Below are 15932 nucleotides of genomic sequence, written 5' to 3'. Positions count from 1 at the left end.
CTCATGCCGGTGGGGTGGTGCGGCGCGTTCAGGCGGTCTGCTCCTGCTGCTTGCGCCAGCGGATCCCGGCCTCGAGGAAGCCGTCGATCTCGCCGTCGAGCACCGCCTGCGGGTTGCCGACCTCGAACTCCGTGCGCAGGTCCTTGACCATCTGGTACGGGTGCAGGACGTAGGAGCGCATCTGGTTGCCCCAGGAGCTGCCGCCGTCCTTGAGGGCGTCCATCCGGGCCTGCTCCTCCTGGCGGCGCCGCTCGAGCAGCTTGGCCTGGAGGACGTTCATGGCGCTGGCCTTGTTCTGGATCTGCGAGCGCTCGTTCTGGCAGGAGACCACGATGCCGGTCGGGAGGTGCGTGATCCGCACGGCGGAGTCGGTGGTGTTGACGCCCTGGCCGCCGGGGCCGGAGGCGCGGTAGACGTCGATGCGCAGCTCGGTCTCGTCGATCTCGACGTGGTCGCTGGTCTCGACGACGGGCAGCACCTCGACGCCCGCGAAGGAGGTCTGGCGGCGGCCCTGGTTGTCGAAGGGCGAGATGCGCACCAGGCGGTGCGTGCCCTGCTCCACGGAGAGGGTGCCGTAGGCGTAGGGGGCCTTGACGACGAAGGTGGTCGACTTGATGCCGGCCTCTTCCGCGTACGAGGTCTCGTAGACCTCGGTCGGGTAGCCGTGGCGCTCGGCCCAGCGCAGGTACATGCGCTGGAGGCGCTCGGCGAAGTCGGAGGCGTCGACGCCGCCGGCCTCGGCGCGGATGTTGACCAGGGCCTCGCGCTCGGCGTACTCGCCGGAGAGCAGGGTCCGGACCTCCATCTCCTCCAGCGCCTTGCGGACGGCGACCAGCTCGGTCTCGGCCTCGGCGAGGGTCTCCGCGTCGTCCATCTCCTGCGCGAGGTCGAACAGGACCGCGAGGTCGTCGATCCGGCTGCGCAGGCTCTCGGTCTTGCGGACCTCCGCCTGGAGGTGGGACAGCTTGCTCGTGATCTTCTGGGCGGCCTCCGGGTCGTCCCACAGGGACGGCGCGGCGGCCTGCTCCTCGAGCACGGCGATATCTGCCCTCAGCTTGTCGAGGTCCAGGACGGCCTCGATCGACCCCATGGTCGAGGAGAGGGACTTCAGCTCTTCGGAAACATCGACGACTGCCACGGGTCCAGCGTAGCCGGTCCGCGGGCGGGGCAGTCCGGGCAGGCCGGTTCACCCGTACTGATGGCCGGTCGTACGGGCGTACGCTCACCGTATGACCGTTCCCCTCGTCACGCGCCTCGTGAAGCGCCGCCATGTGGACCACATGCGCGTCACGACGTCGAGCTGTCTGCCGCCGGACCAACCCCGAGCCTGATCCACACCGATCCGACTTCGGTCCTGTACGCGGCCCCAGCGGTCCCGGCGCCATCCCTGCCGGCGGCCCTCCCCCGTCCGCGGCCCCCGCCACCCCGAGGGGACAGGACCCCGTGACATCCGAAACGGAGCCGTCATGCCGTCCGCGCACCCGTCCTCTCCCGCCCTGCCCGTCCTGGACCTCTCCGAGGCGGACGACCCGGCCCGCCGGGCCGGGTTCCTGAAGCGGCTGCACGCCGCCGCCCGGGACACCGGGTTCCTGCACCTGACCGGGCACGGCGTCACCGCCGCCGAATGCGCCCGCGTGCTGGATCTGACCCGGGCCTTCTTCGCCCTTCCGGAAGCCGACCGGCTGGCCGTGAGCAACCTGAACTCCCCCCACTTCCGCGGCTACACCCGGATCGGCCACGAGCTGACGGGCGGGGCCTCCGACTGGCGGGACCAGCTGGACGTGGGCGCGGAGCGGCCGGCGCCGGCGGTGGGGCCGGGCGACCCGGCGTACCTGTGGCTGGAGGGTCCCAACCAGTGGCCGGCGGCGCTGCCGCAGCTGCGGGACGTGGTCCTGGACTGGCAGTCCCGGCTGGCGGGGGTGGCGCACCGGCTGCTCCGGGAGGTCCTGGCGTCGATCGGCGCACCGCCGGACTTCTTCGACGCGGCCTTCGCCGACCGCCCCCACCTGCACACGAAGCTGATCCGCTATCCGGGGTCGGCTCCCACGGGCGCGGACCAGGGAGTCGGCGCGCACAAGGACTACGGGTTCCTGACGCTCCTGCTGCAGGACTCGGTGGGCGGCCTGCAGGTGGTGCGGGACGGGGGCTACCTCGACGTGCCGCCGCTGCCCGGCGCCTTCGTCGTCAACCTGGGCGAGCTGCTGGAGATCGCGACCGAGGGCTATCTGACGGCGACGGACCACCGGGTGGTCAGCCCGCCGGGCGCGGTGGAGCGCTATTCGGTGCCGTTCTTCTACAACCCGCGGCTGGACGCGGTGGTGGAGACGGTCCCGGGGGACTACCTGGCGCAGGCACCGGGGATCGCGCACGACGCGTCGAACCCGCTGCACGCGGAGTACGGGCGCAACGAGCTGAAGGGCTGGGTCCGCGCCCATCCCGCCGTGGCCCGGCGCTGGCACCCGGAACTGGTCGCCGCCTGACGCCCCGGCCTCCGGCCCCGGGCTGATCCGAAGGACGCTCAGGGGGTGCGGGGGCCCGACCGCTGGTCGTCCTGCCGCGGCTGCGGGTCCTCGCCCGAGACGGCGGCCCACGTGCCCAGTCCGACGGCCGCGACCAGCGCCACCGCCGCGGCCGACAGGGCCAGCCGCCGCTTGCGGGCGGCCTCGGCCCGGTGCCGGGCCGAGCCCGGGCGGTGGCCGCCGGCCGGGCGCGGGACGCGGGCGGTGCCCAGCGCGCCGCCCGCCAGCTCGTCCGGCCCCGGTACCCGCATCGAGGTGTGGGTGTCGCGGTTGGAGTCCGTCGCGGAGCCGGGGACCAGCGGCACCACGCCCCGGCGGCGCACCGGATCGGCGGCGGAGGCGGCCGCCGCGCCGGACGGGTCGTCCGAGGGGCCCGGCTCCGGTTCCGCGTCGTCCGGCTCGTCCACGTCCAGCGGCGGCATCCCGGCCAGCAGCGGGAGCAGCTCCCGCAGCCGGACGGAGAGTTCCGACGCGCGCAGCCGCGACGCCGGGGCCTTGGCCAGGCACTGCACGATCAGCTGCCACAGCTCGTCGGGGATGCCCGGGAGCGGGACCACGGTCTCGGTGACGTGCCGCCGCAGCACCGCGCCCGGGTGGCCCCCGCCGAAGGGGGTGAATCCGGCCAGCAGCTCGTACAGGACGGTGGCCAGGGCGTATATGTCGACCGCCGCCCGCGGGGGCAGGCCCTCGACGATCTCCGGCGCCAGGTAGTCCGGCGTGCCGATGATCCGCGTGGTCGGCGCCGAGGCCCGGCCGGCGGAGGCCCGCCGCGGGGTGTCGATCAGTTTGGCCACGCCGAAGTCGGTCAGCAGCGCCGGGTGCGCGCCGCCCGGGCCGAGCGGGCCCTGCATGTCCAGCAGGACGTTCTCGGGCTTGACGTCGCGGTGGACGACCCCGGCCGCGTGCGCCGCGGCCAGCGCGTCCGCGACGTCCGCGACGATGGCGACGGCCGCCTCGGGGGCGAGCCTGCGCTCGCGGTCGAGGCGCGTGCGCAGGTCCGTACCGCGGACGAGGTCCATGACGAGGGCGAGGTCGTTGCCGTCGACGACGAGGTCGCGGACGGACACGACGTGGGGGTGCTCCAGGCCGAGCAGCGCACTGCGCTCCTGGACGAAGCGTCCGACCAGCTCCTGGTCGGACGCGAGGTCCTCGCGCAGCAGTTTGACGGCGACGGGCCCGTCGGGCCCCTCACCCAGCCACACCGTGCCCGCGCTGCCGCGCCCCAGGATCTGGTGCGCGGTGTACCGGCTGCCGATCTTCCGTGCCACGACTGCTCCCTCAGCGGCTGGCGTACGCACCAAAGCTACGCGGCCGGGTGGGCGTTGGAGGCCAGCAGGGGCCCGGATTCGCGGCGACCTTCACTTCTGCGGGCGAAATCACGTCCCAGAAGTCGACAAATCAACGAAGTCGGCGCTACGGGGCCCGGTCAGGGCTGGGTGGACCCCGCGGTGTCCCCGAGGGAGCCGACCCAGTCCGCGATCGAGGAGCCCCACGTCCACAGCTGGTCCCACCAGCCCCGGCCGGTGCCGACCCACTCCTGGAGCGGGGTGAGCTCCCAGACCAGCCAGCCCGCCACGACGAACAGCAGGATCATGACCAGGCAGCCCTTGAGGCAGCCGAGGCCGGGGATGCGGACCGGGTTGGCACCGCGCCGGCGCGGCTCGCGCGGGGCCGGCTGGCGGGGCGGCGGAGCCTGCGGGGGCTGCTGCTGCGGGGGCTGCTGCGGCTGGCGGTACTGGGGCGGCTGCGGCTGCTGGTACGGCTGAGGCTGGTGTGCCTGCGGTTGGTAGTGCTGCGGCGGCGGGGGTGCGTACTGCTGCTGCGGAGGCGGCTGCGGCTGGCGGTACTGCGGCTGCCGCGGCTGCTGGTACGGCTGCTGCGGGGGTTGTTGGGGCTGCTGGGGCCGGTGCTGCGGCGGCTGCTGGGGCCGGTGCTGCGGCGGGGGCGGCGCCTGCCGCTGCGGGCGGCGGCGCAGCGGGTCCTCGCTCGGGTCGAGGTACTGGACCTGGGTCTGCTCGTTGCGGTCGCGGACGGCGCGCATCTGCGACTCCCACGGATGCGGCTGGTCCGGCTGCTGCACGGGCGGCATCACCGAGGTCGGGTCCGCACCGCCCGCGCCGACCGGCGGCATGACGCTGGTCATCGCGTTCGGGTCGTAGGCGCCGAGCGGCGCACCGGCGCCCGCGGGCAGCACCTGGGTGGGGTCGGCGGACCCGGCCGCGCCGGGGGTTTCGGGGACCGGGGCGGGCGAGGGGTCCGGGGCGAGCAGGGCACCGACGCCGAGCGCGGCCTCCACCTCGGCGGCCGTGGAGTGCACGCCGATGCCGGCGGCGACCACGCGCAGCCCGCGGGCGAGGCTCTCGGCGCTGGGCCGCTCGTTCGGCTCCTTGCGCAGGCAGCGCTCGACGACGGTCCACAGCGGCTCGGGCACGCTCGCGGGGCGCTGCGGCTCCTCGCTGAGGTGGCGGTGGAGCACTTCGAGCGCCGTGCCGCCCGCGAAGGGCGGCCGGCCGGTGAGCAGCTCGTAGAGCAGGATGCCGGCGCCGTAGATGTCGACGGCGGAGGTCTGGGGGCGGCCCTCGGCGGATTCGGGGGCCACGTAGGCCGGGGTGCCGACGAACTCGTGGGTGCGGGTCAGGCCCGGGGAGTCCGCGAGGCGGGCGATGCCGAAGTCGGTGAGCATCGGCCGCATGGCTCCGCCGCGCTCGTCGAGGAGCACGTTGGCCGGCTTCAGGTCGCGGTGCACGACGCCGTCGGCGTGGCTGGCGGCGAGCGCGTCCGCGATCTGCGCGGTCAGCAGGCTCGCGGCGACGGGGCTGAACGGGCCGTTCATGCGGAGGTACTTGTGCAGGTCCGGGCCGTCGATCAGGTCCATGACCAGGGCCAGCAGGTCGCCCTCGACCACGAGGTCGCGGGTGCGGACGATGTTGGGGTGCGTCAGGCGCAGCAGGACGGAGCGCTCGCGCAGGAAACGCATGACGATGTCCGCGTCCTGGGCCAGCTCCTCCTTGAGGACCTTGATGGCCACGGTCTCGCCGGGCTGCCCGGCGACGGCCGCCTCGGCGCCCGCGGTCTCCCGCTGGCGGGCACGCCAGACGGTGCCCGTGGCGCCGCGCCCGAGCGGCTCCTCGAGCAGGTACTTGCTGCCGACTGGCCGCACGTCTCGCGCTCCCCTGCTGTCGTCTTCTGTCGTCCGGATTTTCCGACCCACTCTAGGGGGTGTCCCCGTGAAGGACGCCGACCGCCGGAGGTTGGTTGCCGCACATGTGTACGGAGGGTGACGCCCGAGGGGTATGCCGGAGGCGATTTTCCCCGGCTCCCGGTCGGATCCGGCCGAGGTCGGCGCCGTGCCGCGATCAATCAAGATCAATTGTCGCCGGGCGCCGGGCGTGTTGTCCGCGACAGGTGCGAGGATGCACCCGTACGGAACGGCACGGGCGGGAGCCGCGCCTTCCGGCAGACCTGACCGGACGACGCGTCCGTGCCGGGCGGGGGGCGGTCGGGCAGTGGTGCGCCGAGATCCCCCTGCCGGGCGCACTCACCGCGCACCGCGCAGAAGGGACCGCTGACGGCGATGCAGATCCGGCTGACCGTCCTCGGGTCGCGCAGCGGCCACCAGCCCTCGACCACCCCCGTGAGCTGTGACGTACTGGTCACCGCGCCCGTCGGCACCGCGCTCGCCGCGGTCGCCTCCGGGCTCGCGGCGACCGTCGGCGGGCCCGACACCGGGGGAACGGTCGTCCTCTACGCCGGAGCCGAGCGGCTCGACCTCCAGCGGCGGGTGCTGGGCGAGCCCCCGCTGGTGGACGGGGCGGTGCTGGCGCTGCACGCCCCGGTTCCGGACGTGCTGCCCGAGGAGGGCCTCGGCGCGCTCCAGCTGCACGTGGTGGCCGGGCCGGACGCGGGCGGGGTGCACCTGCTGCACAGCGGTCAGATCAAGGTGGGCCGCGCGGCCGACGCCGACGTCCCGCTGGACGACCCCGATGTGTCCCGGCTGCACTGCTCGGTGACCGTGCTGCAGGACGGCCGGGTGTCGGTGGCCGACCTGGACTCGACGAACGGCACCGCGCTGGACGGCTCCCCGGTCGGACCGCGGCCGGTGGCCCTGCCGCCCGGCGCGCTGCTGCGGGTGGGCGAGTCCACCCTGCGGCTGGCCGCCCCGGCCCAGGCCCCCGCCTCCCTGCCGGTGGCCCCGGACCTGGAGGGCCACCTCGCCCTCGGCGGCCGCGGCTCCGCCGCCGCCCCGCCCGGCTCGACCGGTTCGACCGCCTCACCGACCCCGCCCGCCCCGACCGCCCCACCCGGCGCGCCCGCGGCCACCGCCCACCGGCCGGGCCCGCCCGCCCACCGGCCCGGCCTGCCCGGCACGCAGTGGACCGGCACCCCCGGATCGGCACCCGACCCCTATGCCGGCGACTCCTGCCCCGGCCCCCTCGCGGCCGCGCCCGAGCCGCCCGGGCCGGGCGCCCCTGGGGAACCGGCCGGGGGCCGCCGCAAGGGCCTCGGCGCCTGGGCCCGCAAGTGGGTACGGGGCGAGGAGACCGCCGCCGCCCCGGCCGGCCCGGCGGCCGTCGCCGCCCCCGCCGCACCCCACCCCGACGACCCGGCCGCCCTGCTGCTGGCCGCGCTGGGGCCCACCGAGCGGCTGTGGTCCCGGGCGCCGGGGCACCCCGCGGTGCTGGACGTGGGTCTGGGCGCCGGCAGCCGGGTGTCGCTGCGCGCCGTCGGAGCACTCGGCCTCGCCGGCCCGCGCGCCCGGCTGACCGGCCTGGCCCGCTGGGTGGTCGCCCAGCTGGCGGGCCTGCACGCGCCGGCGCAGCTGGAGATCGTGCTGGTCTGCACCGACCGGGCACACACCCTCGCCGAACGGCGGCGCGACTGGGGCTGGCTGGGCTGGCTGCCCCACGTGCGGCCCGCGCACGGCCAGGACTGCCGGCTGCTGCTCGCCTACGACCGCGACCAGGCGGCCGCCCGCGCCGGTGAGCTGGCCCGGCGCCTGGACGACGGGCCGCTCGGCACGCACTGGGCGGCGGCCGATCCCGAGCGGGTCCGGCAGGCCGCCGAGGTCTACCAGGGCCCCTACACCCTGCTCGTACTGGACGGCGATCCGGGCACCGGTGCGCTGCGCGACCTCACCGGGCGGCTCGCCTCGCACGGCGCGGCCGCCGGGATCCACGTCCTGGCGCTGGCCGAGGCCCCGCCCGCCACACCCGCCTCCCCGGTCGCCGACACCTACGAGACGGCCTGCGCGCAGAGCCCGGCCTTCCGGGACTGCGGCGCGGTCGCCCTGCTCAGCGGGGACGTGGCGACGACCGTACGGACCTTCGCGGTCCGCGGCGGCAAGCCCGAGCAGCGGGGCGCCACGGCCACCGCCGACGCCGTGTCCGCGGCCTGGGCCGAGCGGTTCGCCCGGGCCCTGGCCCCGCTGCGCGCCGAGGGCGCGCACGCCGCCGAGCCCTACCGGCCGGCCGCCGCCGCCCTGCCGGCGACCGCCCGGCTGCTGGACGAGCTGGGGCTGGCCCGCGCCACCCCGGCCTCCCTGATGGCCCGCTGGGCCGCCGCCACCGAGCAGGGGCAGGCGGTGGGCGGCCTGGTCGAGCTGGTGCTGGGCAGCGGCCGGCGCGGCCCGGTCGGCGCCGAACTGGTCCACGACGGCCCGCACCTGCTCATCGAAGGCCCGGCCGGCAGCGGACGGACCGAGCTGCTGCGGTCGGTGGCCGCGTCGCTGTCGGCGGGCGCCCGGCCCGACCGGCTGGGACTGCTCCTGCTGGACGGGGCGGGCGGCGAGCGCGGGGACGGGCTGGCGCCCTGCACCGACCTCCCGCACGTCTGCGCCCACCTGGTGGCCTCGGACCCGCTGCGGATGCGGGAGTTCGCCCAGGCGCTGGGCGCCGAGCTAAAGCGCCGCGCCGAGCTCCTCGACGGGACGGCCTTCGCCGAGTGGCACGCGCGGCGCGAGGTCTCCGACCGGATGGTCGCGCCCCGCCGGCCCACGGAGGGCGAGCTGCGCGGCGACCTCGACCCCCAGCGCACGGGCACGCTGCGGCTGCGCCCGTCCCTGTCGGCGGCCCATACCGACCCGGCCGGGCCGAGTCCGCTGCCGCGCCTGGTGGTGCTGGTCGACGACTTCGACGCGCTGGTCGCGCCGGGGCTGGGCAGCACCGGCCGCCCCGCCGCCGGTTCGGTGGTCCGGGCGCTGGAGGCGGTGGCCCGGGAGGGTGCCCGGCTCGGGGTGCACCTGGTGGCCGCCAGCGCCCGCCCGGACCGTACGGCCGACACCGTGCCGGCCCGGCTGTCGACCCTGCGCGTGGAACTCGACGCACCCGACCAGCCGGGGCCCGGCCGCGGCCTGCTCCGCTCCCCGGACGGCCGGACGGTGCCCTTCCAGGCGGGCCGGGTCACCGGCCGGATCCCCCGGACCGCCACCTTGCGGCCGACGGTCGTCCCGGTGGAGTGGGAGCGGATGGGCGACCCGCCCGCCCGGCGCCCGGTGCGCGAGCTGGGCAACGGACCGACCGACCTCGCGCTGCTGGCCAGCGCCCTGGACCGGGCCGCGCACCTGGTCTCGGCGATACCCGTGCGCTTCCCGGCCGCGCCGTAGGTGCGGCCGTCCGGCGCGGACGGCCCGGCGGCGGCTGCCCGAGGCGGTATTGCGGGGGCGCGCGGGTCGGCGTAGACCTTGTGTTCCGGGACACACCCACGGCCATCGGGGGCAGAACCATGCGCAGGCACGGAACGAGCCGTACGAAACTCAGCTGGGCCGCACTGGCCGCGGCGGGCGCGCTCACGTTGAGCGCGTGCGGCGGGGGCGACGGCGGCGAGGAGCAACCTGCCCCCGGCGGTACGGTCCAGAGCCCGAGCGTGGCGTTACCCCGGCTGGATGGCGAGAAGCTGGAGGTCGCGGCGGTCTGGACGGGACCGGAGCAGGAGAACTTCACCAAGGTCCTGAAGGAGTTCGAGAAGCGGACGGGCGCCACCGTCACCTTCGTCCCGGCGCAGGACCCGATCGTCACCTTCCTCGGTTCGAAGATCGCGGGCGGGGCGCCGCCGGACGTGGCGCTGCTCCCGCAGGTCGGGGCGCTGGTCTCGGCGGTGCAGAACAAGTGGGCGCAGCCGGTGGGCCCGGAGGCCCGGGCGCAGCTCGACAAGAACTACTCGGCGGGCTGGAAGACGCTCGGGGCCGTCGGGGGCACCCAGTACGGCGTCTACTACAAGGCCGCCAACAAGTCGCTGGTCTGGTACAACGCGAAGGCGTTCGAGGCGGCGGGCGTCAAACCCCCGGCGACTTGGAAGGAGTTCCTGGCCGCGGCCGACACCCTGTCCGCCTCGGGCACCCCGGCGGTCTCCGTGGCCGGTGCGGACGGCTGGACGCTCACCGACTGGTTCGAGAACGTCTACCTGTCGCAGGCCGGGCCGGAGAAGTACGACCAGCTGGCCAAGCACGAGATCCCGTGGACGGACGACAGCGTCAAGCAGGCCCTGACCACGCTGGGCGAGCTGTTCGGGCGCAAGGACTTCCTGGCGGGCGGGCCGAGCGGGGCCCTGTCCACCGAGTTCCCCAAGTCGGTGACCCAGACCTTCACCGGTGGCGACCGGCCGGCGGCGGCGATGGTCTACGAGGGCGACTTCGTGGCGGTCAACATCGCGCAGACCGAGGCGAAGGTGGGGACGGACGCACTCGTCTTCCCCTTCCCGGCCGTGGGCGCCAAGGCGCCGGTGGTCTCCGGCGGCGACGTGGCGGTGGCACTGAAGCCGTCGAGGGGCGCGCAGGCGCTGCTGACCTTCCTGGCGTCGGCGGACGCTGCCGAGATCCAGGCCCGCGAGGGCGGTTTCATCTCCCCCAACAAGGCGGTCGACCCGGCGGCCTACCCCAATGACATCCAGCGCGGCATCGCCAAGGCGCTGATCGCGGCGGGCGACGACTTCCGCTTCGACATGTCGGACCAGGCTCCGGCGGCCTTCGGCGGGACCCCGGGCGCGGGCGAGTGGAAGGCGCTCCAGGACTTCCTGGCGAACCCGTCGGACGTGGCGGGCACCCAGGCGAAACTGGAGGCGGACGCGGCCAAGGCCTACGGGAACTGATCCCGGTGAAGGCCAAGGCCACCGCGCCCGCCGCTGCCCCGGCGGGCGGGAGCTCCCGCTCCGCCGAGGCCAGGCGCCGCCGGCTGATCGCGGCGGCGTTCCTGCTGCCGGCCCTCGTGCTGCTCGGCGCACTCGTCGTGCACCCGATCGGCTACTCGGTCTACCGAAGCTTCTTCGACCGCCCCGGGACCGGCTTCGTCGGCGGCGACAACTACCGGGAGATCCTCAGCGACACCACCATCCGCACCGCCCTGGGGAACACGGCGCTGTGGGTGGTGCTCGCGCCGACCACGGCCACCGCCCTCGGCCTGATCTTCGCGGTGCTCACCGAACGGGTGCGCTGGGGCACGGCGTTCAAGCTGCTGGTGTTCATGCCGATGGCGATTTCGATGCTCGCGGCGGGCATCATCTTCCGCCTCGTCTACGACCACGATCCCGACCGGGGCGTCGCCAACGCGGTCTGGGTCGGGGTCCACGACACCTTCGCGGAGTCCTCGGCGTTCCCCAAGGCCCGCCCGGGGCGGGACTCCCCGCTGGCGGACGCCGGCGGGGGCGCCTTCGTGACCCGGGATCCGGTCCGGGCGGGCAGCCCGGTCCTGCTCCCGCTGGTCGGGGTGGCCCCGGAGGCCCTGCCGGAAGGGACCCGGACGGCCCGGACGGCGGACACCGAGGCCGGGCGGGTCACCGGGACGGTCTGGCAGGACTTCACCCGGGGCGGGGGCGGCCGCACCAACGCGGTCGACCCGGCCGAGCAGGCCCTCGCCGGGATGCGGATCGAGGCGGTCAAGGACGGCCGCGTCGTGGACACCGCGACGGCCCGCGCCGACGGCACCTTCACGCTGTCGGCGAAGGCCGACGGGGCGCTGCTGCGGCTGCCCGCCGCCAACTTCCGCGAGGCGTACGGGGGGGTGCAGTGGCTCGGTCCCGCGTTCGTCACTCCGGCGGTCATCGGGGCGTACGTGTGGATGTGGGCCGGTTTCGCGATGGTGCTGATCGGGGCGGGGCTGGCCTCCGTACCGCGGGAGCTGCTGGAGGCGGCGCGCGTCGACGGGGCGACCGAGTGGCAGGTGTTCCGCCGGATCACCGTCCCGCTGCTCGCCCCCGTGCTGGCGGTGGTGCTGGTCACCCTTGTCATCAACGTGATGAAGATCTTCGACCTGGTGTTCGTGATCGCGCCGGGGGCGGTGCAGGACGACGCGAACGTGCTCGCCCTCCAGCTGTACCGGACCTCCTTCGGCACGGACGCCGATCCGGGGCTGGGCAGTGCCATCGCCGTGCTGCTGCTGGTGCTGGTGGTCCCGGTGATGCTGGTGAACATCCGCAGGCTGCGCAAGGAGGGGTCCCGATGAGGCCCGCGGACTCGTTCGCCAGGCTCGCCTCCGCCCGACTCGCCGCCGGGGCGGTGCGCGTGTTCCTGGTGGTGGCCGCGTTGTTCTGGCTGATGCCCACCCTCGGTCTGCTGCTCTCCTCGCTGCTGTCCCCGGGCGACCTGAACAGGGGCGGCTGGTGGCAGGCGCTGACCGCGCCCGCGCGGCTGACGGCCGGGAACTACGAGCGGCTGCTCGCCAACGAGACGATCACCTCCTCGCTGCTGAACACCGTCGCGATCGCGGTCCCGGCCACCCTGCTCGTCCTCGTCCTCGGCGCCTTCGCCGGATACGCCTTCGCCTGGCTGGAGTTCCCCGGGCGGGACTGGCTGTTCCTGGTCGTGGTGGGGCTGCTGGTCGTCCCGGTCCAGGTGGCGCTGATCCCGGTGTCCGAACTCTTCGGCGCCATCGGGCTGTTCGAGACCACGGCGGGCGTGGTGCTCTTCCACACCGCCTTCGGACTGCCGTTCGCGGTGTTCCTGCTGCGGAACTTCTTCGCCGAGATCCCGCGGGAGCTGCTGGAGGCGGCCCGGCTGGACGGGGCGGGTGAACTGCGGCTGTTCGCGCGGGTGGTGCTGCCGCTGGGCGGTCCGGCGATCGCCTCCCTCGGCATCTTCCAGTTCCTGTGGGTGTGGAACGACATGCTGGTGGCACTGGTCTTCGCGGACTCCGCGAACCCGCCGGTGACGGTGGCACTCCAGCAGCAGGTGCGGCAGTTCGGGAACAACATCGACGTGCTGGCGCCCGGGGCCTTCCTGTCGATGGTCATCCCGCTCGTCGTCTTCTTCGCCTTCCAGCGGCACTTCGTCTCGGGGGTGATGGCCGGAGCGATCAAGTAGCGGGCGAGGACTCCCCGCACCGCTGCGACGTGCGGTGTTGACGCTGCGCAACCCGATTGCCGCACAGCGCGTAACCCGACCCCGCCACGGGGGGTTGCTGGGCCATATGCCCGCGCCGACCCCTGGATGTGCCGTGCCCCGGTTCAGCGTCATCGTGCCCGCGTACAAGGTCCAGGCGTACCTCCAGGAGAGTCTGGAGTCGGTCCTGTCCCAGTCGTACCCGGATCTGGAGCTGATCGCGGTCGACGACGCCTCCCCGGACGCCTGCGGCCCGATCATCGACGAGTGCGCCGCCCGGGACCCGCGGGTCACCGCCGTGCACCTGGCGGACAACCTCGGGCCGGGCCCGGCACGCAACGCGGGCCTGGCCCGGGCCACCGGCGACTACCTGCTCTTCCTCGACGGGGACGACACGCTGGCGCCCGCCGCGCTCCAGGCCGTCGCCGACCGGCTCAAGGCCACCGGCTCCCCCGACGTGCTGGTCTACGGCCACGCGCGCACCTGCTGGACCGGCGAGCTCGAGCGCGACCGTCCCTCGCACCGGCTGTCCGAGGAGGGCCCGGCCAGCTTCCGCCTCGTCGACCGGCCGGCGCTGCTCGGCATGCCGGTGATGGTGTGGAACAAGGCGTACCGCCGGGAATACGTGGAGCGCGAGGGCTTGCGGTTCCCGTCCGGCTACTACGAGGACGTCCCGTGGACCTACGCGGCGCTGCTGGCCGCGGAGTCCGTGGCGGTGCTGGACCGGGTCTGCGTCCACCACCGCCGGCGCCGGGCGGGGTCGATCCTGACCACCGCCAGCCGCCGCCACCTCGACGTCCTCGACCAGTACGACCGGGTCTTCGGCTACCTCGCCGGCCGCCCGGAGCTGGAGCGGTGGCGGCCGGCGGTGCACCGGCGGATGGCCGAGCACTTCTGCGCCCTGTACGCCGACCCGCACCGCCTGCCGCGCGCGAGCCGGGCCGAGTTCTTCCGGCGGGCCGCCGCCCTGCTGCGCCGCCACCGGGCCCCGGGGGCACGGGCGGCGTCCCCCACCCGGACCGACCGCGTCCGCCACCTGCTGATGCGGCTGGGCGCCCGGCGCACCTACCGGCTGCTGTCCGCCCTGCGGGTGTGCGGGCCGGCGGCGGGCCGCGGCGCCTCGGCGCTGGGGCGGGGCCTGCGCGAGAGCGCCCTGCGCCTGCACTACCGCACCCAGCGCCTGCTTCCGCTGCGCCCGGACCTCGCGGTCTTCTCCGCGTACTGGCACGGCGGCTACGCCTGCAACCCGGCGGCCATCGAGGCGAAGCTGCGGGAGCTCTCGCCCGCCATGCGCACGGCCTGGATCTGCGAGCCGCGGCACGCGGCGACCCTTCCCCGGGAGACGACCCCGCTGCGGCCGGGCACGGCGGCGTACTGGACGGCCCTGGCCAGGGCCGCGTACCTGGTGACCAACGTCAACCTCGAACGGAGCCTGGTCAAGCGCCCGGGCCAGATCGTGGTGCAGACCCAGCACGGGACCCCGCTCAAGCGGGTCGGCCTCGACCTCCAGGACCGGCCGGCGGCCACCCCGACGCCGGACTTCGCCGGGCTGCTGCGCGGCGCCGACAGGTGGGACTACCTGCTCTCGGCGAACCGGCACTCCACCCTGGTCTGGGAGAAGGCCGTCCCCGCCGCGTACACCACCCTCGAGTACGGCTATCCCCGCAACGACGTCTTCCACCGGGCCACCGGGGCCGACGTCGTCGCCGTGCGCGAACGCCTCAACATCCCGGCGGGCTCGACGGCGATCCTGTACGCGCCCACCCACCGCGACTACCGGCGCAGCCGGCCGGACCACCTGGACTTCGAGCGCGTCCTGCGCGATCTCGGCCCGCGCTTCACGCTCCTGGTCCGCACCCACCTCACGTACGCGGACGCGCCCTTCCCGCTGGAGCCCCATCCCCGCCTGCTGGACGTCTCCGCGCACCCGTCGGTGGAGGAGCTGTGCCTCGCCTCCGACGCGCTGGTCACGGACTACTCGTCCCTGATGTTCGACTACGCGGTGCTGGACCGCCCGATCGTCATCCACGCGGACGACTGGGAGGCGTACGAGGCGGCCCGGGGCACCTACTTCGACCTGCGCACGTGCCCGCCGGGCGCCATTGCGCGGACCGAGGACGAACTGGTGGACATCTTCACCACGGGCCACTGGCGGGGCTCCCGCTCGGCCCAGCTCCGCGCGGCGTTCCGCGCCCGCTTCTGCCCGTACGACGACGGCCACGCGGCGGAACGGGTGGTGCGCCGCGTCTTCCTGGGCCAGCCGGTCCCCGTCCCGGCCGTCACCCCTCTGGCATCCCGCCGCCCCACCCCCGCAGCCCCGGTCCTGCCCTCCGCACCCGCCTCCGCCCCGCCCGCACAACCTCTGGCCCACGTCTGGCCGTAGCGGGGAAGCGGGGGGCGCCACGCGTTGCGGGCAGGCGCGTGCTCAGACCGGCCGGGTGCCCGGGCAGGAGGTCAGGCCCGCCACCACCTGGTGCGCCAGGGTGTCCAGGTGGGCCGGGGTCACCGTGTCGCGGACCACCACCTGGCGCCAGTAGAGCGGTCCGATCAGCAGGTCGAGGGCGTGCTCGGGGCGGATGTCCGCGGGGAGTTCTCCGCGGGCGGCGGCGTCCGCGACGATGCCCTGCGCCATGCGGTGCTGCCCGTCGAGCAGGGCTCCGCGGACCGCCTCGGCGATCTCCGGGTTGCGGGCAGCCTCGACCAGCAGGTCGGGGATCACCGCGGAGGCCACGGGGTGGCGCAGGACGTGGGACATGACCTCCAGCAGGGCGCGTACGTCCCCGTACAGGGACCCCGTCGCCGGTACCGGCAGGCCGTCCGCCGCGAAGGCGCCGACCAGGTCCAGCACCAGGTGCAGCTTGGACTTCCAGCGCCGGTAGACCGCCGTCTTGCCGACGCCCGCCCGGCGGGCGATGCCCTCGATGGACATGCGGGAGAAGCCGACCGCGGCCAGTTCCTCCACCACCGCCTCCCGGATCGCCTCGGTCACGTCCTCGCGCAGGACGGCGGCGCCCGCGGGTGCGCGGCGGGCGGCGGCGGGGGTGGGGACGGGGGCGGCGGGGGTGGGGACGGGGGCGGCGGGATCCGTGGTCATGCACAGAGCATAG

Annotated in this window: 10 protein-coding genes; 6 read left to right on the top strand and 4 right to left on the bottom strand. The window is 75.1% G+C overall.

The features are described from left to right. Nucleotides 1–28: 28 nt before the first annotated feature. Entirely contained in the window at nucleotides 29–1138 is a 1110-nt protein-coding gene (gene prfB / locus AC07FY_RS26625; RefSeq protein WP_479010807.1) for a peptide chain release factor 2, read from the bottom strand. 328 nt (nucleotides 1139–1466) lie between these two features. Here prfB and AC07FY_RS26620 point away from each other — a divergent pair, with 328 nt between their 5' ends. After that, the gene (locus AC07FY_RS26620; RefSeq protein WP_479010804.1) at nucleotides 1467–2480 is read left to right on the top strand and encodes an isopenicillin N synthase family dioxygenase; all 1014 of its coding nucleotides are present in this window, start codon (nucleotides 1467–1469) and stop codon (nucleotides 2478–2480) included. A gap of 38 nt (nucleotides 2481–2518) precedes the next feature. On the opposite strand, the gene AC07FY_RS26615 is transcribed toward AC07FY_RS26620, so the two are convergent. After that, nucleotides 2519–3787, bottom strand: a complete 1269-nt coding sequence (locus AC07FY_RS26615; protein WP_479010801.1) for a serine/threonine-protein kinase — start codon at nucleotides 3785–3787, stop codon at nucleotides 2519–2521. A gap of 158 nt (nucleotides 3788–3945) precedes the next feature. Beyond that, a complete protein-coding gene (locus AC07FY_RS26610) occupies nucleotides 3946–5679 on the bottom strand; it encodes a serine/threonine-protein kinase (RefSeq protein ID WP_479010798.1) in 1734 nt (577 codons plus the stop codon). 414 nt (nucleotides 5680–6093) lie between these two features. Here AC07FY_RS26610 and AC07FY_RS26605 point away from each other — a divergent pair, with 414 nt between their 5' ends. The 5 genes from AC07FY_RS26605 to AC07FY_RS26585 all read left to right on the top strand — a co-directional run bounded on the left by AC07FY_RS26605 (nucleotide 6094) and on the right by AC07FY_RS26585 (nucleotide 15208). Then, complete coding sequence (locus AC07FY_RS26605; RefSeq protein WP_479010795.1) at nucleotides 6094–9120, top strand: FtsK/SpoIIIE domain-containing protein; 3027 nt, start codon at nucleotides 6094–6096, stop codon at nucleotides 9118–9120. 119 nt (nucleotides 9121–9239) lie between these two features. Then, nucleotides 9240–10601: an ABC transporter substrate-binding protein gene (locus AC07FY_RS26600; protein ID WP_479010792.1), complete on the top strand. Its 1362-nt coding sequence runs from the start codon at nucleotides 9240–9242 to the stop codon at nucleotides 10599–10601. After that, on the top strand, nucleotides 10601–11950 hold the full coding sequence (locus AC07FY_RS26595) for a carbohydrate ABC transporter permease (protein WP_479011022.1): 1350 nt from the start codon (nucleotides 10601–10603) through the stop codon (nucleotides 11948–11950). The genes AC07FY_RS26600 and AC07FY_RS26595 overlap by 1 nt, the downstream gene beginning before the upstream one ends. Beyond that, complete coding sequence (locus AC07FY_RS26590) at nucleotides 11947–12807, top strand: carbohydrate ABC transporter permease (protein WP_479010789.1); 861 nt, start codon at nucleotides 11947–11949, stop codon at nucleotides 12805–12807. The genes AC07FY_RS26595 and AC07FY_RS26590 overlap by 4 nt, the downstream gene beginning before the upstream one ends. Before the next feature lie 106 nt (nucleotides 12808–12913). Next, nucleotides 12914–15208 carry a bifunctional glycosyltransferase/CDP-glycerol:glycerophosphate glycerophosphotransferase gene (locus AC07FY_RS26585; RefSeq protein WP_479010786.1) on the top strand — a complete coding sequence of 765 codons (2295 nt, stop codon included), beginning with the start codon at nucleotides 12914–12916 and terminating at the stop codon, nucleotides 15206–15208. Between the two features lie 42 nt (nucleotides 15209–15250). Here the strand turns inward: AC07FY_RS26585 and AC07FY_RS26580 are convergent, their stop codons facing one another. Next, nucleotides 15251–15919, bottom strand: coding sequence for a TetR/AcrR family transcriptional regulator (locus AC07FY_RS26580; protein WP_479010783.1), 669 nt, complete (start codon nucleotides 15917–15919; stop codon nucleotides 15251–15253). Nucleotides 15920–15932: the final 13 nt, after the last annotated feature.

The sequence above is a fragment of the Streptomyces sp. NPDC045967 genome (assembly GCF_056430495.1).
The sequence above is the reverse complement of the archived record's forward strand: the minus strand, read 5'-3'. Positions and strand labels throughout refer to the sequence as shown.

Bases quoted from the DNA above. Each gene is read 5' to 3' on its own strand.
- AC07FY_RS26620 (WP_479010804.1), top strand. From the start codon at position 1,467: ATGCCGTCCGCGCACCCGTCCTCTCCCGCCCTGCCCGTCCTGGACCTC.
- AC07FY_RS26605 (WP_479010795.1), top strand. From the start codon at position 6,094: ATGCAGATCCGGCTGACCGTCCTCGGGTCGCGCAGCGGCCACCAGCCC.
- AC07FY_RS26600 (WP_479010792.1), top strand. From the start codon at position 9,240: ATGCGCAGGCACGGAACGAGCCGTACGAAACTCAGCTGGGCCGCACTG.
- AC07FY_RS26590 (WP_479010789.1), top strand. From the start codon at position 11,947: ATGAGGCCCGCGGACTCGTTCGCCAGGCTCGCCTCCGCCCGACTCGCC.
- AC07FY_RS26585 (WP_479010786.1), top strand. From the start codon at position 12,914: ATGCCCGCGCCGACCCCTGGATGTGCCGTGCCCCGGTTCAGCGTCATC.
- AC07FY_RS26580 (WP_479010783.1), bottom strand. From the start codon at position 15,919: ATGACCACGGATCCCGCCGCCCCCGTCCCCACCCCCGCCGCCCCCGTC.